This is a genomic window from uncultured Campylobacter sp. (assembly GCF_938002845.1).
Classification (GTDB): Bacteria; Campylobacterota; Campylobacteria; order Campylobacterales; family Campylobacteraceae; genus Campylobacter_B.
The window spans coordinates 1-15,884 of the sequence record NZ_CALKZP010000032.1; the positions used below are offsets into that span (position 1 = coordinate 1).

The following is a 15,884-nucleotide window of genomic DNA, read 5'->3' on the forward strand; positions in this document are numbered from 1 at the left end:
CTCCAATAATTCCTCTAAATTTTCGGCTCCGCAACTTCCTTTGAGTTCGTTTTCCGTGGCATTGATGAAAAACCAATCCTCGTCATCTCTATCGATATTTATTTTGATCGGCTTTTTCCCGCTCTCGCCATCGATTTCAATCCACCAACCGGGATTATCGACCGTTTCTAGCATAAGGCCATATTCATGCTCCCATTCTCCGTCGCATTTGGAAGCGTACCAGTTTTGTATGAGTTTTAGATTACTCATTGTTTCCTCCTTTAATTTTAAAATTCTCGATTTGTTAGGCTTTGATATTGCAATTGAAGCAGGGCTTCTTTGCTATTTAAATTTAATCGCTTATTAAAAATTTCTTTTCCACGCCGTCTTTATTTACGGTGATTATCTTCGAGTTTGGAATATTTAAAAATTTTATAGCTTTTTCGTCCAGCTCTGACAATGGCTCTTCGTGATTATATTTGGTTTTAAAGTAATATAAGAAAAGATCGGCCATTCGATTTTCATCCATAAGTTGCATTATGCACCTATCGTTTGAATCGCCGCTACCATATCGGTTTATCATCATAAACGGCTCGCAGCTCTTATGAAACGGGAAGCGGCCGAAATTAAAAAGATTGCCGACGAGCTCAAATACAAGGACAAAAAACAGAAATAAAATGAATAGTTTAATTCCTCTACGTTTCATTACGGCGTTTCCTAAATTTTGAAATCAAAAATTCGTTTGTGTTTTAAATGCCAGACGATATTTGCGCTCAAGTCGCGGGTGTGCTCAAGTCGCGGGTGTGCTCAAGCGCTAGTAGCGGTCTGGCGCAAAATTTACGACGCTATCTCGCTTTTTGCCGCGCCGGTTGCGGCAGACTCGCTTTCGTCCATGATGATGAGCTGTTTTGCACGCTTGATCTTGGCATCGTCGCGAAACGCTGCGCGCACCTTGTCCATACCGGTGTAAAATTCCTTCATCAAAACAAGGCACAAATACGCGCCGAATTCCGTCGTGCGGATGATCTCGCCCTCGATTCGTACGGCTCCTGCAAGCCTCAGCAGGCTAAGCTCTCTGCCCAGTTCGCGGCGCAAATTTAGACCGTTTGCGGCGTTAAATTTAGCGATATCGATCTCGCCGTTAAAAAGCTCGGTCAAAAAGAGGTATTTTGCGTGCTCGGATCTGCTAAAATCGCAAGTGGCGATGACGGTACTTTCGTTTTTGCGCACTCTGCTTGCGTAGTCTTCGAGATTAAACGCATTTACGAGCAGTCTGCCGCCCAAAAAGCTAAACGCGCCGCTTCCGATGCCTACGTATTCGTGGTTTGTGCCTACATATTCGTCGCTCATATTTGATTTTTCGCGAGCGAAAGCCCATGCGTTGCTGCGGTGCCAGCTAGAAAATTCCTTGCAGATGATAGAGTAAAACTCCTCTTCGCGGTCTATGTTGCTAACGCCGAGACTTCGCGCTATTTGATCGCGCATCAAAGGCGATTTCATTAGCGGATACAGCGTGATCTGCTCCGGTTTTACCGCCTTTGCCGCTTCAATGTCGCGAAGTAAAATTTCGCGCGTTTGAAATGGAAAGTTAAAGATCAGATCCAGGCTTAAAATCGGTAAAATTCCGACCGCTCGAGATAGCTTTTCTTGCAAAATTTCGCCTGAGCCGAATTTGTCGTAGCGCGAAGCTTTGCGTAAAATATCATCATCAAAGCTCTGAACCCCCACGCTTAAGCGGTCTATGAGCCCGCGAAATCGCAGTAAGCTCTCAGGCTCGATGTGGTTGGGATCGCTTTCGCACGAGACCTCTTTGATGCTAAAAAGCGACTTGGCAAGCTCCAGCGTGCGCGCTAACTCATCCTCGTCGATTAGCGTCGTGCCGCCGCCTACGTAAAGCGTCTCAAAGTCGTAGCCTGCGTCCTTCGTGCGCTGCATCTCGGTGCGTAGCGCGCAGAAATACGCCTTGCACGTACCGCGCTCGTAGGCGTATTTATGAAAGGAGCAGTACGGGCAAAACGTGTGGCAAAAGGGCACATGCATGTAGAGCATATATTTTTTATCGGGGTTTGGAATTTTAGCGATGTTCTCTTGCGTGATGTCGATCCTGAGGGAGTTGTAGAGGGATTTTTGCATGGTGTCGGCGGCATATTTTTTGGCGAAGCTATGCACCATTTGACTGATAAAATTCATAAAACTTTAACCTTTTTTAAACTTAAAAACTAATTTTTGAAGTTTATCGAAAACTAACTTATAAATTTATCAATAATTTAATAAAAAGCGTAGCGCCGCCATATATATTAGCGTAGGAAGAGCTATCGTAACGAGCGAATTGCGAAATTTAGCATGCACGACAAACGCTATAATCAGGCAAGATAGCAGCGTCGCCGTTTGCAGCGCGTCCGCGCTAAAAGCTCGCTCGCCTGAGAAGCTAGGCAGCATCGTTTTAAGCGCGTAGATCGTCAAAACGACCATTATCAAAAGGCCCGAGTTTTTCTGCAGATACGATAAGCTTGGACTCGCGGTCTTTTTCTTAAAAAGCAGCAGTGGCAAAAATCGCGTCAAAATCGTAGCGAGCGAGGCTAGAAAGATATAGGGCAAAATTTCCACTACCTACTCCTTTTTAAGAATTTTCGCAATCTGCGTCTCGCGCGCGAAGGTCGCTCGAAGTATTTACGAAAGAGCAGCAATACCGCAGTGCCTAAAATCAGAGTACCGAATAAAAAGTATTTTGTAGGAAAGATAAAAAGCCCCGCAAATGCGCAGGCAAATCCTAGCAATAGCACTTTGTATTGCGGATTTGCTTTAAAAACCTCATAGGTTAGCATCGCAAAAAGCGCCGTCAGACTAAACTCGACTCCGCTAAAATCAAGCTTCAAGCTTGCTCCCAAAACAGCTCCTGCAACGACGCCCGCAACCCAGTAGGATTGATTTAAAACCGCGGTCAGATTATAGAGCAGATCAAGCTCTTTTAGTCTTTGCGGCGTTACGGGTCGCTCGCCGCTAAGCTCCTCGGGGCGCAAAAAAGCGCGCGCTTTTAGCAGCGCAAAGGTTTCGTCGGTAAGGGCATACACGGCGTAAATTTTATGACGTACGAAGCGCAGCTCGTCCAGTAGCGACATCGTATAGAAAAAATGGCGAAAATTTAGCAAAAACGCCACGACGAAGGTATCTACGAGCGAGGCGTGGGTTGCGATGAAGGCGATCAGCACGAACTCCACGCTGCCTGCGTAGATTAGCAGTGAGGTTAGCGCCAGCGCCCATACGGGCAGGTCTTGGCTGATGCCGTAGATACCAAACGCCAGCCCCAGCGGCACGTAGCCCATCATCACGGCGAGGGTGGATCTGAAAATTTCAAATTTACTCATAGCTTTCCTAAATTTAAAAGCGCGATTTTAGCTAAAATTTTATTAAATTTTACAGGGCGGCAGGCGGGATCTGCGCCGTTGCGAGCGGGTTTTGCGCGGTTATGCGTCGCAAGAAGAGCTATAAAATTTACTCGGTTTGGCGCCGTAAATTTTAAAATTTAGCCTGCGTAGAATTTTGCGAAATTTTAAAATTTAAGGGAGCGGATCTTTAAATTTAGCCTAAAATACGTGGCGCAAAAGCACGAATGCAAACGCCGAAAGTAGCGCCGAGACGGGCAGGGTGATGATCCACGCTAGCCCGATCGGCTTCATCAGCGACCAGTTCGTGCTGTGATTTACCAAGCCGATGCCTAAAATCGCGCCGATTAGCACGTGGGTCGAGGAGATCGGAAGCCCCAGTACCGATGCCGCCATGACGACGACGGCGCTTGCGAGCTCGGCGCTAAAGCCCGAGGCGGGGTGGATTTTTGTAAGATTTGTGCCTACGGTGGCGATCACCTCTTTGCCGATGAACCAAAGCCCCGCTATGAGGGCTACTGCGAACATTATCATAATCTGCTGCGGCACGGGAGTGGAAGGATTGATACTATTCGTAGCCATCGTATCGATGATGGCGGCGAACGGACCCACGGCGTTTGCGATGTCGTTGCTGCCGTGAGAAAATGCAAATCCGCTAGCGGTGAGTACCTGTAGCCAGCTAAACATCAAAAACGCGGATTTGTTTAAATTTGAGCGGCGCAGGGTTTTAGCGAAAATAAACATCAAAAGCCAAGTAATTAGCGTCGACATACCGATGATGAGGTAGTTGTAAAAATTCGTAAGTCCGAAATTTAGATTATGCAGCCCCTTAAATATCAGCATCGCCGAGATTACGAAAGCTCCGATACCCGCTACGGCGGGGATCCCGTACTCTAGGGCCTTGTGGGATTTGAGCTTCTCTTTTTTCGCATCAAGCTCGATCACTTTTTTATAATACTCGCTATCAAGCTCGCTTGGGTCGAAATCTGGATCGCGCATCGCGTAGATATCGTGATTTAGCGCCTCTGCGTAGGCGATCTTTTGAATGTCGTCCAGAGTCTCGAAGGTCTTTTTATGCAGCTTGCGGAGGGATTTTTTTTCGCGCTTTATGCGGTCGATCTTTATTTGAGCGTAGCGGTTGTAATCCAAAATGTAATGTTTGATGAGCCAGAAAATTCCAAAGGAGATCACTCCGCCCAAAATCGGCGAGAGTACCCAAGAGATCGCTATTTTGCCGATCTTATCCCACTGCACGAGCCACAACGCGGAAGCCTCTGCGGTATTAAGCAGGGCGCCTAGCGTAAGCCCCGAGCCCACGATACCGCCGATGATCGCATGCGTAGTAGATACGGGCAAACCCTTTCTGCTGGCAAAAAGCAGCCATGCGCCCGCCGCAAAAAGTGCGCTCATCATTACGTAGATAAAATCTCTCGGATGTACGTCCATTTTGCTAAGATCGATTATACCGCTGCGAATCGTCGAGGTTACTTCGCCGCCTGCGATTACTGCGCCGCTTGCTTCAAATACCGCCGCGATACAAAGGGCTTGCGCGATGCTAAGAGTGCCGCTTCCGACGCTGGTGCCGAAGGAATTCGCCACGTCGTTTCCGCCGATATTAAAGGCCATAAAGATGCCCAAAAATACCGAAACTAAAAATAGCATTTTATCGCCGCTTCCTATAAAACCGAATCCCCAGATAAGAAAATAGATTGTTACGCCGCAGAATATGCCGTAGAAAATGAGACTTATCTTGCTAGATTTCATAGCTCTCCCTTAAAATCCGCGAAATTTTACCACACGCGCCTTAATCCCCACTAAATTTGGGGCGGAGGAAGCGAGGGAATGCTTAAGCGTGCAAATATCGTGATTTAGCTGTCGGGGAGCGTTTTTACTCATCTCAAACTTACCCCCGAAGTGCACTTATTTTTATCACATAAGTGCAAAAAAATGACACAAATTTGACACAAAAGGCACAATATGAAAGTAGAAAAAATGAGAGCCTTTATCTGCGGGCAGTGGGTAGATGTAGATGCCGTGGACTACTTAAACGGCGAAGTGGAATATAACTCACGAAAGCAGGGAGGGGTATGGGTTTGCGATACGGCAAGCTTCGATGACGTTGGAGCTATGGAGGCGCGAAGCGAGATAAGCGAAGCGGATATTTTTAAGCGAGCGGATGAAGCCCGCATAAAAACAAGGGGTAGGAATTAGCATTTGCCCCTTTAAAAATCCCCCGTTTTTCGTAAAAATTGAGAAAAATTTAAAACGGGAGATTTTAAATGCTTACCTCTTATCAAAACACAGTCGCGGATAAACCCTCCGTCAGATCGCTTCTTACGATGGGCGGTATCGCAACCGCGCCTATCGTTTCGATGTTAAAAAGCGAAGGCATAAGCAACACGCTTCATAGTTGGTATACCGATGAATATGCCAAAGCTAAAGATAACGCCAACCCTGAAGTATCAGGTATCGCGGGGTTAGGCACAGATACCAAAAAGAAGCTAACTAACGCAACTCAAATCCTAAAAAACGAAGTTTCGATGAGCTGGCGAAAGAGATCTATCGAGCAATATACAGGAGATGAGTGGGCTAGACAACTTGAAAAAGTCGGCAAAGAGCATATGAAAGACATTGAGTATGCCTTGCTAGGACTTAATCACACTACTGTATTTGATGATTATGTTTATGCGGCAAACGATACCGATAGCTCGAAAATGGCTGGATTTTTTAACTTTATCCCTACTGCAAATCGTAACTCTGCGGGAGGAGCATTTACGCTTGAGCTTCTAAATGCTACGATTGAGCCGGTGTGGGCTAATAGTGGCGTGACCGATCATAAATTTAAAGTCTTTATGTCTAGTGCTCTAAAGCGCAAGGTAAACGACTGGGTAGCGGCTAATAGTGCGCTTCGCGTAGCCGTAACTGATCGCACGTTAAATCTGCCTATCGATCGCATTATGACCGATTTTGGTGAGGTAGATATTATTATTCACCCGCTATTTTCAGACGCCAAACTTAAAGATAAAATCCTAGTAGGCGATTTTAGCGATTGCGCGCTTAGATATCTGGACGATACTCAAGTTAAAGACTTCCCGACATCTAAAACCGCCGATGCCAAACTCTACTATACGGACTGCACGCTCGAAGTAGCCGATCCGTTTTCTCTTGCGTGCGCCGAAAAGCTGCAATAGATGAAAATCGCGGAGCTAAAAGCGCTGCTGAAGCAAAAGCTCAAAGGCGACAATAAAGACTTCGCAAATGAGCTTAGCGCGGAGCTTTTAAAGGAGGCTTTATTAAACGTCCTGCTCCGCACCAAACCTCGCACGCATATTGTTTATGAAAAAAGCTTGTCCCATCTACTCAAATACTACCGCAGAATTTCGCAGGATTATTGGCTACGTTATCCCGTAGTAGATATGAGCGATGAAGCAAATATCGATATGGAGGAGGAGCTTTGCCTTGCCGTCGTATACTTTCTATGCTCGGAGCTAAGCAACGCAAAAAAGGATGCTTTCAAAAGCAAAGCGGAGGAGATCATCGCGATATATGACAGCAATGTAGTCTTTCGTAAAACATACCGCTTCTTAAACGCGTATTTTTACGTAGCGCAAGGAAAACCTAACCCTTTGCCGGGAGGTGGACTTGCCCCGATATTAAAGACGATATTGCTAGCCGTAGGCGACGAAAAAGAGATCACTATCGACAACGCAGGCGGCGGCACTATTTTGGCGCAAAGCTCTAGCGCTGCCGTAGGTGTAAGAGTAGATGGAAACAAGGTAATAATAAAAGCCTTAGACGTAGTAACGGACGCCATAGTAACCATAAGCTGCGGAAGTGAACGAACGGAAATTAAAGTTACCGCCGAGATCAGCGATGGCGGAATAATCCCATAGGAGAGAGTAATGCTAAAAGAGACTTACAAAAATAGTTCAAGCGTAAAATTTGAATTTGAGTGCGAACAATGCGGCGCAAGCGGCGTAAGGTGGAAAGAGCCAAATAAAGAGGCTCTTTGCCCTAGTTGTGGCGCAAAATTAGAGGAAGCCAAAAAGGCTAGCGATAAAAAGACGAAGGATAAATAATGGCACTGCTTAAAAAGATTGAATATGTTATCAAAGATAGTAGCACAGCTCAAATCTCGACCCAAATCGCAAGCGTTACGGCGCAGCTAAACAATACCCAAAACCTAAGCGCCAATAAAGATGGTGGTGAGTTTAAGACCTATTATTTCGGAGCGCTTTTCGATCCTCGCGCGAAGAAAAACTACATCATCTTTTCGGACGCTACAAAGAGTAAGTTCGATATGAAGCAGAGCAGCTACGAGCTTGCAAACGGCGGCGGAGGTGGCGCAGATATGAGTAATTATCTAACCAAAGCCGAAGTCGAAGCCAACTACGTAAGCAAAGCTAGCTTGGATGCGGATTATGCCGATGTGGCGTTTTTAACCTCATTATGATAGGAGTTAAAAAGCGCTTTTTGCGTATGCCGGACGGAGGAGGAGGTGGAGGAGATATCATAGCGCCCCCTCCCTCTTTTTCTACGCAGGACGCGAAATTAAAAAGGCTCGATCTTACTATGCAGCGCGCCTCTCATCCTAAAAGAGGCAATCTTATAGAAGATAGGGTGCTTCCGTGGCTGGAGCTAATGCAAGCAGACCCGGCAAATACCGCAGGGGGCAAATACCGCTATTTATATTATGTCCAAATCCTAGTGTTAGAGAGTGCAAAGCTATATTTTGCTTTTTCTAGCGCTACTATGCAGGCTTTGCAAACGAGCTCTCAGATCATAGAGATTAAAAGCGGAGCGGATGAGGGCTCTTTAGAGGGGCTGGTAAAGAATTATTTAAATAGCAAAGAGGGGGCGGATGCAATTATCGCTGCGTTAAATAGCGGCTCGTTAAACGAAACCGCTCTATCTGCAATAGCTACGGCAGTGATGAAATATATGGGCGCAAACGGCGTTTCAATGACCTATGCTCCACAAATCAAACTGGATAAAAACGGGCTAAACGGACTTGATAATACCGAAGTCGCCGCAATCGCTAAGGATGAGTGATGATATATAGAAAAGACAAGGGTGCGCCTCTAACCTCTTATGAGGTGGATTCAAATTTTAAAGAACTCGTAACGTTAATCCAAAGTGGGCTTAGCCCCGATACCGAAAACTTCGCTACAAAAGAGGAGCTAAAATCTCTAAAGCAAAAGGTGGATGCCGCGCTAGGCAATCTTTCTCTTTTTGAGAGATTAAAGAAGTTTGAGCTAAGCCCTGCAAGCGGTATAAGCGCGCAAGACGCCAGCTTATGGGTGGATATGTTTAGCGGGCTTGGGCTCATATCGTGTAAGATAAGCTCAGCGGTGCAAAAAGGAAGCGTAATTTTAAGCCTGCCTAACGACGCCCCGCTTCCAAAAAGTGTGATTTACGGCGCGAATGCGACGCTAAAAGACCGCTCTATTACTTGCGAGATTAGCGGAGATGAGCTAAGGCTCAACCTTATAGGATTTTTTGACATAGTATGAGCGATAATTTATTACTAAACTTTGAGCCTTACTGCAGCGAAGCAAATGCTAAAAGAGAGCTAAACCTAGGCGGCGCGGTGCATATCACAGATACGCGACTATACGTAAATAAGATGCCTAACGGACAGCAATTCTATGAGGGTAACCACGCTTACTGCGAGGCGGATTATTCTAAGTGGTATGATGCGGGAGGCAACAACGTCATAGCTCGCTTCCACTACGACGAGAATAAGTTTATCTCTTTAGCCCCTACCGAATACAAAGGCTGCGTGGGCGAATATAGCCTTTATGCGTTAGATCATCCAAGAACTCGCGATACCTATGCGCTAAATGCCGCACAAAACGAGTTAGGCTTTCGTAGCGCGGAGGGGCTAGTTATCCAAAGCGCCTTTCTTTACCGCGTTAAAAACGGCGATGATGATTTTCGCACGCTAAAAAATATCTTAGAATATTCAGAGGGAAAAATCAATATCGCTAAATTTAAAGGTGCTAGCATAGCCGCGTTTAATCCGATCAAAAATTACGCTCGCGCAGGCAGAGATGAGATAGGCAATGATATAGGCGGAGGCGGAAACTTTTTCGTAAATTTTGAGAGCACAAAGGATCTGCTCTTAAGGCTTAATGAATTCGCCCCCATTAAAGGTGTGCGCGACAACCAAAGCAGCTGGAGTTATTATCTGCAAGGAGTGCCTCTAGGGCGCTTCATAAATAGCTTTGGCGATATAATCCCTAGCCTTGAAGACGAAGTTAAAGATTATGGCGGCATAAAAGAGTGGAGCAGCGAAAAGGGCATTGGTGAATATCATATGCCACAAAACGCCAAAGAGGGGATGAGGGCTTATGAGTTTTGGTGGAGCTTGGATTTTTCTAGCAAAAAATACTGCCTAGCTGAAAAGCTGTCTTTGTTTATCGCGCGCTTTTTTGGTTGCTACGAACAAACCAAAAAAGAGATGGACGAGTTAAAGAAAGAAAACTTAATTATGCCTAAAGAAAAAGAGCCGTGGGGCGGCGAAGATCCAGGCAAAAAAGATACACATAAAAAACAATATGAAAAAATTAATCCTGCTGACGTTGCAAGCTCCACTAAAAGCGGAGGCAAAAGCAGCGGAGCGTTTAGAACGGATGGATGGCGAGCCTTAAATAAGGCGGATAAAAAAGGCATTTATGATAATTACATAAAGCCGGAATATTCCAAGCAAGGAAATAACCACTTTGTAAAATTTAAGCTAAAGCCCGCAGCCGATAATCTAGCCGCAGATGAAAAGGCTTTTTTGCAAAGATGGGCTGATGAGAGAGGACGCGGTAAAGCAAGCGAGTTTAGCGAGGCTGAAACCTATGAGGCGTTTAGTGGCGAGAAGCTTGCGACCGCTCCTGCATTAAATTATATGAAGATAAAAAATATCCTAGGTGCTAGTTGCGAGGGGGCAAGGCAGATCACGCTAAAGCTTGCCTCAGCTCCAAAATATTTTGCTTATGGCAGCGTTTATGGAAGTGATATGGCAAAATACTTAGGCAGAATCTTAAATGATAACGGCATCCCCGCTAAAATAGGCGAGAATGAAATAAGCTTTTACTATGGTGGAAAGATAAATATCAACGGCACAACCCTAAAGCCGGTAGAGCAGGATTGTGAATATATGATCTGGTGGGAAGAAGAGGAGTTAAAAAAGCTTTTAGCTATGGGGAATTATTCGCGCTATGCGATCGGAGCCGATACCTCTAGCGCAGGAGCTGATAGCTACTACGACGCGGCTCACCCTATGAAGCTTGCTATTATCGGCGCAAGCGTAAAAACAAAAAATTATCCTAGCAAAGAGGAGGGGGCGCAATGGTAAGAAATAGCCTGCTTGCACAGATAACCACGACCGATAAGAGCTTGGAGGCTAGCGACGTATATACCTACGCCTTTCGTGGGGTGGACGCTTTGTTATTTTTAAAAGATGGCAAGCTAGGCGCTATGGTAAAAGGGGGAGAGGTAAAAGAGGATATATTTTCGCTAGATCTTGGAAATAAAGTTTTTGCCGATGAAAAGTTTATTCAAATTTTAGATCTGCAGCCAAGCGAGTTAGACGAGCCCGATACCTATTTTCTAAGTCTAAGAAGCAATCTAAACTCTACTGCTAACTTTAAGTTTAGCGCTACGCCTCTTTTAAATGAAAATTATCCGCTTAGTTTCGCCCTAATAGAAGCCAAGCTAACGGGGCGCGTCGCCAACCCTAGCTTTTCTGCTCGCACTAGATTTTGGGATAATAAAGCCTACGAGGGAAAAAGCGAAATCAGTGTAAGCGGTGATAGCTTTAGGCTCTTAGGCAAGCAAGAGGGCAAAAATAAAGAAGCTACGATTACTAGACGAGCTTTAAGCGGGCTATTTTTTAGAGAGGTTAAGAGCCTTAGGCGTCATTTTAGCAATAGCGCAAATTATGCCATCATAGGCTGGGGCGGGGTAGGCAACGTAAAAGGTAAGCTTACCTCTAAGCAAGAAAGGCAGCAAAGCGTAGAGGATATTTATCGCGTCGTTGGATCTTTCCCCGGAGGCGCAGGGTTTGGGCTGCGTGCAAGCTACATAAGCAAAAAAGGGCTAAGCAAAAGCGCGGAGCTAACCGATAAAAGTGTAAGTGGCGACGGGGCTCATACCTTAAAATTTAGGGCTGACAATCCCGTAATAGTAAACTCGGTTTTAAATGCAGACGCAGTTTTTAATATGCTTTTTAACGAGGGCATAACCTATCTGTTTCTGCCCACTAGCGTTAGTGCAGAGGTTAAAGACGGCTTTATTAGCTTTGATGGCATAGACGATCTCATCGCTAGCGACGGGCAAAGCATAGTTTTAAGCGGAGGAATTAGATAATGGCGCAATTTAAAGAGGAGCTATATCGCAGAGTAATATATGTTTCAAGCGATGAGATAACCAATGAGGGATATTCGATATTTGAAAATATCAGGGCAAAATTTGATGTGTATTTAGATAATGCGACCAGCCTAAGCGATGATGAAAAGATGAAATATCGCGCCGATTTTTTAAGTGGCTTTGCTACTCAGTGCGTCAATCAAATTTTACAAAACGCCGCGCAGATCGCTTTAGAAATCGATCTAAAAGACGCTCAAGCTAGAAGCGAAATCGCAGAAGCTCAAACCAAAGAGGCTATGAGCCCTTATCAGATTGAAAAGATTAAGGCTGAAACTGAAATCGCAATAATCGAGCGCGACAATAAAGACGCGCAGCTTAAAGAGCAGATTAAAAATATCGCCTCTGATACGGCTAAGAATGCGGCTCAAACGCATAATTTAGGCATAGAAGGCGAGATTTTAGGCATAGAGCGCGACTATAAGGCGCGTATGATAGAAGCGGAGCTAAAATATAAGCAAGCCCAAGCAGACCTTGCCGCAGCCGAACTTGAGATTAAAAAAATCGAGCTTGAGATTAGGAGGCTGGAACTTCCGATTAAGCAGCTGGAGCTAGAGCTAAAGCGCGTGCAGATGCAGATCGCTCAGGCCGAGCTAGATATCAAAAAGCAAGAGCTAGAGATTTCTAAAAACGAACTGGAGCTAAAAAAGCAGGAGTTAGAAATTCGCAGAGAAAGCCTAGCCCTTGATCGCAAGCGATACGTGCTGGAGCGAGATAGAACCAAAGCCCAAGTAGAACAAGCAGGCGCTCAAGTGCAGGTGTTAAAAGAGGAGGCATATTTGCGAAATCAACAAGCAGGGGCGGTCGCAAGCTCACTAGCTACGCAGGTGCAGATTAAAAAGATCGAAGCGCAAAAAGATATAGATGTTACTGCGATGCAGGTAACGGGCTCAATAATCAGATAGGAGAGGCAATGACAACTAACTACGCACTAAATTTCATTAACGAGGCGCTAAAGTTTAACGCTAAAAGCGATATCGTATCAAAGTATGCCGTAAGCGACGATCAGATAAAAAACAATTATGAGGTCTATGACGAGCAAGGAAAGCTAAAATTTCGCCACGCATTCTCTGCCGTAACGCGCGAGATTATTTTAAGCAATCTTTACTCCTCTATGCTAGGACTTTGCATATCTCAAACCCCGATTAAGCTTTTAGTAACTAAGGGGCAAGGAAGCGATATAGTGCGAAATCTAAATGATGATTTTGACATTAGAAAGCCCGCATATCCCGTAGTGGGCGAAGAGCTAGATATTGATGAAGCTCTTGCCTTAGTAGCGGTCTATCAAACGCTATATGCCCTAGGTATAAGCTCTTTTAGCTCTAAAGAAAAGGAGCTTTTAGGAGAGTATGAAGATAGCGTGCGCCTACCTAATCCTAAGTTTACCGCAGATTTAGCCTTTAGATTTAGTCCTGATGGCATCTCTTGGCATAGCGAATATCAAGATGACGATAAATATTTTGGTATCTACAAAAACGGGGCTTGGTCGCGCGCTATCCCGCTAATAGGAGGAGGGGGAGGAGCTAAAAGCTTTCTTGCTCTAAACGATACCCCAAGCGCTTATGAAGCGGATAAATTTCTTAAATCCGACGGCAAAAAGCTAATCTTTGCAGATATTCCAGCCGCCCCTGAGCCTGCGCCCTTAAGCATTAAAACGCTTGCGTATGCCGGTGGGCTAAGTCTAGGAGAGGATACTTTAATCTTTACCGAGATTAAAGAAAACACCGAGTTTACATTAAAATCTATCGTGGAGGGGCGCAAATACGACATTATCTTAAAGACGGGCGGACACACGCTAAGCTTTGCCTCCTCTATCACTCCTCTTTGCCGCATAAGTGATATTAGGCCGCTTGATGCTTATGTTAAGTTTAGCCTCATAAAGATGGACGGCAAAACATTCGCGCTTGATCTAAGCCTTGCTGAGTAATGGATGTTAAAATTCCATATTCCGAGCCCTATCTTAGGGATTTGGAAATAGCAGAGATCATCGCAGGAGCAAACCTAGAGCTTGCGATAGATGAAGTAACCTTTAAAGACCGCTACGGACAGAATATCGAAATAGGCGACAAGCTCGATCTATTCCGCAAAGGCGGAGGCGAAGTAAGCTACAATCTTGACTCTCTTACGGCTCAAATGGGTTTTTATCCTGAATTTCGCCGCGCGCAGGATGAGAAGCTATTTGATCTTACTATCAGTCCGCCGCTAAACTCCTTGCGCCTTGATGGGGTATATGATTTTTACAATGGCGATTTTTATGGCGATAGAGCCGTGCTTGTGCCTTTTGGATTTTTCGTAGGTGCGGATAAGTTTGCTATTTGCGGAGCGGACGGGGCAGGCTTAGCCATAGGTGCTAATAATGATGAGCAGATTGTAAATCTAGGCTTTGGAGATAACGCAGGCACTTATGATTGGCGTAATTACGAGAAGCAAAACCCTAATGACGGCTTTTATGTGCTGATATTTAACGCAGCACTAAAGCATACGCAAACGCTTAGGCTTGCTTTAGCTCCCTATCCAAACTATAAAATGAGCTTTTACGGCGGGGCTATCTGGCTCATAAATTACGATCTAAGCGCTCGCAAGCTAGCTTTTATCAGGCAGGGGCAGATAATTTATTCGGACGATTTGAGCTCGGGCGAGAGCTTAAAATTTATCCGTACATATAAGTTTGATTTAGTTTATTCTCATAAGCGCTTTTGGCTTTGTAATAAGCAGGGGCGCTTTGTTTTACGCGCTAACTTTGATATGAGCGCGCAAAAGCTAAACTTTAACCCCGTGCTTTGCTCTATCGCGATAAAAAACGGCTCGCGCTATAGCGTGTGGCGGATATATGGGCGCAGGATAAATCATATCGCAAGCGCTACGAGCTTAAGAGAGTATCTTATGCCCTTTGTGGCAGGGTGGAACGGAAATATCAAATACGACTATCTATTGCGCGACGTGATGGATGATCCACAGATAAAAGAATATATCAAAGAAGCGGGCTATCGCGGGCATTATTTAAAAACTATCGGCGAATACGCAGGAGATATAACGGCAGGAAAGATGAGTGGAAGTATCGAGCTAGGATATGGCTTTGATGATGATTTTTGCCTAAATAATAGCGATGACGGGGATTTGGGGATAAAAAGCTTTCTGCGTAATAGGCGGTTTTTGCTCCCTCACGCTCTTTCAAATCTGACGGCTCTAAGCTACGCCAGATCTTGGAAAGGTGGGGAAAGAAGCATTGTGTTTTACTCGCTTAACTTTAATAACAACTTCGGCAAATTAATCAAATTTGATTTTTAAAGCTTTAAAAACTATCCGAATTTTGCCAAACTACGGCTAAAGGATAGATGATGTTTAAGATTTATATGATCTTTGCTGCGGTGATCGCGCTGCTAATAGGCGCGCTAAAGTTTCAATCTTGGCAAGCAAGCAAGCTGGAAGCTGAGATTTTGGCTCAAAAAGCGCAGATCGAAGCACTAAAGCAGCAAGGCGAGCAAAAAGATAAGCAGATGGAGCAAATCTCGCAAGCCGCGCAGCAAAAAGACGCGCTAAGCAAGGATTTGGCTCAAATCAAGAGGCAAATAGCTTCAAAGGCCAAGAAAGGGGGCAAGGATGAGATTTCAGGCGAGCTTAACGCTAGCGCTAATTTTGTGCTTGAGCGGCTGCGCGAGCGCCCCTAGCCGCGTTTCTGTGCCGCAGTATCTATTAACCGTGCCGCGCATAGACGCGAACCGCACTATCCGTAACCAAGCAGACGCCGCGGAGCTAATGCTAGATCTATACGAGGCTTACGCGAAGTGCGCGATTAATCTAGAAAGCATAAGGAAACTAAATGAACGATCTAAATAGCTTGTTTGATAAAATTTATTGGGCTTGCTTGGTGGTGCTAGCTGCTGCGATCACCTTTTTAAAAACGATGAGTAAGAAGCGCAAGAGTAAATTAGCTTACGTAATAGCCTTTCTTTCGGGGTTTTTAAGCTCGATTACTCTGTGCTATTTTGGCGCGGAGTTTACGCTTTATCTAACTCAAAACTCTAGATTTGCCTTAGCAGTAGGTGGCTTTTCTGCTTGGATAGGCGCTGACGCCGTGAAAAATTGGGCTGAAAAATTTGTCTG

19 protein-coding genes and 1 pseudogene are annotated in these 15,884 nt (G+C 45.1%); 14 read left to right on the forward strand and 6 right to left on the reverse strand.

All coding sequences use genetic code 11. The features are described from left to right. The 6 genes from Q0224_RS04395 to Q0224_RS04420 form a co-directional block, all read right to left on the reverse strand. On the reverse strand, positions 1 to 249 hold a 249-nt coding region (locus Q0224_RS04395), incomplete at its 3' end, for an Imm53 family immunity protein (protein WP_297949420.1). An 82-nt stretch (positions 250 to 331) separates the two neighbouring features. Beyond that, positions 332 to 685, reverse strand: coding sequence for a hypothetical protein (locus Q0224_RS04400; protein ID WP_297949422.1), 354 nt, complete (start codon positions 683 to 685; stop codon positions 332 to 334). 131 nt (positions 686 to 816) lie between these two features. Further along, entirely contained in the window at positions 817 to 2,169 is a 1,353-nt protein-coding gene (locus Q0224_RS04405; RefSeq protein WP_297949423.1) for a coproporphyrinogen III oxidase family protein, read from the reverse strand. A gap of 69 nt (positions 2,170 to 2,238) precedes the next feature. After that, on the reverse strand, positions 2,239 to 2,586 hold the full coding sequence (locus Q0224_RS04410) for an AzlD domain-containing protein (RefSeq protein WP_297949424.1): 348 nt from the start codon (positions 2,584 to 2,586) through the stop codon (positions 2,239 to 2,241). After that, on the reverse strand, positions 2,586 to 3,344 hold the full coding sequence (locus tag Q0224_RS04415; protein ID WP_297949425.1) for an AzlC family ABC transporter permease: 759 nt from the start codon (positions 3,342 to 3,344) through the stop codon (positions 2,586 to 2,588). Before Q0224_RS04415 ends, Q0224_RS04410 begins: the two co-directional genes overlap by 1 nt. A gap of 219 nt (positions 3,345 to 3,563) precedes the next feature. Beyond that, entirely contained in the window at positions 3,564 to 5,126 is a 1,563-nt protein-coding gene (locus tag Q0224_RS04420) for an inorganic phosphate transporter (RefSeq protein ID WP_297949426.1), read from the reverse strand. Positions 5,127 to 5,339: 213 nt separating this feature from the next. On the opposite strand from Q0224_RS04420, the gene Q0224_RS04425 reads away from it, so the two are divergent. The 14 genes and pseudogenes from Q0224_RS04425 to Q0224_RS04490 all read left to right on the forward strand — a co-directional run. Continuing rightward, positions 5,340 to 5,573: a hypothetical protein gene (locus Q0224_RS04425; RefSeq protein WP_297904412.1), complete on the forward strand. Its 234-nt coding sequence runs from the start codon at positions 5,340 to 5,342 to the stop codon at positions 5,571 to 5,573. Positions 5,574 to 5,641: 68 nt separating this feature from the next. Beyond that, complete coding sequence (locus Q0224_RS04430) at positions 5,642 to 6,553, forward strand: DUF5309 family protein (protein ID WP_297904409.1); 912 nt, start codon at positions 5,642 to 5,644, stop codon at positions 6,551 to 6,553. Beyond that, positions 6,554 to 7,255 (forward strand): hypothetical protein, encoded by a 702-nt coding sequence (locus Q0224_RS04435; protein ID WP_297949428.1) that lies wholly within the window; start codon positions 6,554 to 6,556, stop codon positions 7,253 to 7,255. It abuts the gene before it with no gap. Positions 7,256 to 7,264: 9 nt separating this feature from the next. Next, a complete protein-coding gene (locus tag Q0224_RS04440) occupies positions 7,265 to 7,441 on the forward strand; it encodes a hypothetical protein (protein ID WP_297949430.1) in 177 nt (58 codons plus the stop codon). Next, entirely contained in the window at positions 7,441 to 7,815 is a 375-nt protein-coding gene (locus Q0224_RS04445) for a hypothetical protein (protein WP_297904401.1), read from the forward strand. The genes Q0224_RS04440 and Q0224_RS04445 overlap by 1 nt, the downstream gene beginning before the upstream one ends. Further along, positions 7,812 to 8,414 (forward strand): hypothetical protein, encoded by a 603-nt coding sequence (locus Q0224_RS04450; protein ID WP_297949432.1) that lies wholly within the window; start codon positions 7,812 to 7,814, stop codon positions 8,412 to 8,414. The genes Q0224_RS04445 and Q0224_RS04450 overlap by 4 nt, the downstream gene beginning before the upstream one ends. Next, positions 8,414 to 8,875 carry a hypothetical protein gene (locus tag Q0224_RS04455; protein ID WP_297949434.1) on the forward strand — a complete coding sequence of 154 codons (462 nt, stop codon included), beginning with the start codon at positions 8,414 to 8,416 and terminating at the stop codon, positions 8,873 to 8,875. Before Q0224_RS04450 ends, Q0224_RS04455 begins: the two co-directional genes overlap by 1 nt. Further along, positions 8,872 to 10,710 (forward strand): hypothetical protein, encoded by a 1,839-nt coding sequence (locus Q0224_RS04460; protein ID WP_297949436.1) that lies wholly within the window; start codon positions 8,872 to 8,874, stop codon positions 10,708 to 10,710. Before Q0224_RS04455 ends, Q0224_RS04460 begins: the two co-directional genes overlap by 4 nt. After that, the gene (locus tag Q0224_RS04465; protein ID WP_297949438.1) at positions 10,704 to 11,723 is read left to right on the forward strand and encodes a hypothetical protein; all 1,020 of its coding nucleotides are present in this window, start codon (positions 10,704 to 10,706) and stop codon (positions 11,721 to 11,723) included. Before Q0224_RS04460 ends, Q0224_RS04465 begins: the two co-directional genes overlap by 7 nt. After that, the gene (locus Q0224_RS04470; protein WP_297949440.1) at positions 11,723 to 12,685 is read left to right on the forward strand and encodes a hypothetical protein; all 963 of its coding nucleotides are present in this window, start codon (positions 11,723 to 11,725) and stop codon (positions 12,683 to 12,685) included. Before Q0224_RS04465 ends, Q0224_RS04470 begins: the two co-directional genes overlap by 1 nt. An 8-nt stretch (positions 12,686 to 12,693) precedes the next feature. Next, a complete protein-coding gene (locus Q0224_RS04475; RefSeq protein WP_297949442.1) occupies positions 12,694 to 13,707 on the forward strand; it encodes a hypothetical protein in 1,014 nt (337 codons plus the stop codon). After that, positions 13,707 to 15,068 carry a hypothetical protein gene (locus tag Q0224_RS04480; protein ID WP_297949444.1) on the forward strand — a complete coding sequence of 454 codons (1,362 nt, stop codon included), beginning with the start codon at positions 13,707 to 13,709 and terminating at the stop codon, positions 15,066 to 15,068. The genes Q0224_RS04475 and Q0224_RS04480 overlap by 1 nt, the downstream gene beginning before the upstream one ends. A gap of 50 nt (positions 15,069 to 15,118) precedes the next feature. Further along, complete coding sequence (locus tag Q0224_RS04485; protein WP_297949446.1) at positions 15,119 to 15,448, forward strand: hypothetical protein; 330 nt, start codon at positions 15,119 to 15,121, stop codon at positions 15,446 to 15,448. A gap of 152 nt (positions 15,449 to 15,600) precedes the next feature. Continuing rightward, positions 15,601 to 15,884: pseudogene (locus Q0224_RS04490) on the forward strand (hypothetical protein); the annotation flags it as partial.

Coding starts and splice junctions, on each gene's coding strand:
- Q0224_RS04400 (WP_297949422.1), bottom strand. CDS start 685: ATGAAACGTAGAGGAATTAAACTATTCATTTTATTTCTGTTTTTTGTC.
- Q0224_RS04405 (WP_297949423.1), bottom strand. CDS start 2,169: ATGAATTTTATCAGTCAAATGGTGCATAGCTTCGCCAAAAAATATGCC.
- Q0224_RS04415 (WP_297949425.1), bottom strand. CDS start 3,344: ATGAGTAAATTTGAAATTTTCAGATCCACCCTCGCCGTGATGATGGGC.
- Q0224_RS04420 (WP_297949426.1), bottom strand. CDS start 5,126: ATGAAATCTAGCAAGATAAGTCTCATTTTCTACGGCATATTCTGCGGC.
- Q0224_RS04425 (WP_297904412.1), top strand. CDS start 5,340: ATGAAAGTAGAAAAAATGAGAGCCTTTATCTGCGGGCAGTGGGTAGAT.
- Q0224_RS04430 (WP_297904409.1), top strand. CDS start 5,642: ATGCTTACCTCTTATCAAAACACAGTCGCGGATAAACCCTCCGTCAGA.
- Q0224_RS04435 (WP_297949428.1), top strand. CDS start 6,554: ATGAAAATCGCGGAGCTAAAAGCGCTGCTGAAGCAAAAGCTCAAAGGC.
- Q0224_RS04440 (WP_297949430.1), top strand. CDS start 7,265: ATGCTAAAAGAGACTTACAAAAATAGTTCAAGCGTAAAATTTGAATTT.
- Q0224_RS04445 (WP_297904401.1), top strand. CDS start 7,441: ATGGCACTGCTTAAAAAGATTGAATATGTTATCAAAGATAGTAGCACA.
- Q0224_RS04450 (WP_297949432.1), top strand. CDS start 7,812: ATGATAGGAGTTAAAAAGCGCTTTTTGCGTATGCCGGACGGAGGAGGA.
- Q0224_RS04455 (WP_297949434.1), top strand. CDS start 8,414: ATGATATATAGAAAAGACAAGGGTGCGCCTCTAACCTCTTATGAGGTG.
- Q0224_RS04460 (WP_297949436.1), top strand. CDS start 8,872: ATGAGCGATAATTTATTACTAAACTTTGAGCCTTACTGCAGCGAAGCA.
- Q0224_RS04465 (WP_297949438.1), top strand. CDS start 10,704: ATGGTAAGAAATAGCCTGCTTGCACAGATAACCACGACCGATAAGAGC.
- Q0224_RS04470 (WP_297949440.1), top strand. CDS start 11,723: ATGGCGCAATTTAAAGAGGAGCTATATCGCAGAGTAATATATGTTTCA.
- Q0224_RS04475 (WP_297949442.1), top strand. CDS start 12,694: ATGACAACTAACTACGCACTAAATTTCATTAACGAGGCGCTAAAGTTT.
- Q0224_RS04480 (WP_297949444.1), top strand. CDS start 13,707: ATGGATGTTAAAATTCCATATTCCGAGCCCTATCTTAGGGATTTGGAA.
- Q0224_RS04485 (WP_297949446.1), top strand. CDS start 15,119: ATGTTTAAGATTTATATGATCTTTGCTGCGGTGATCGCGCTGCTAATA.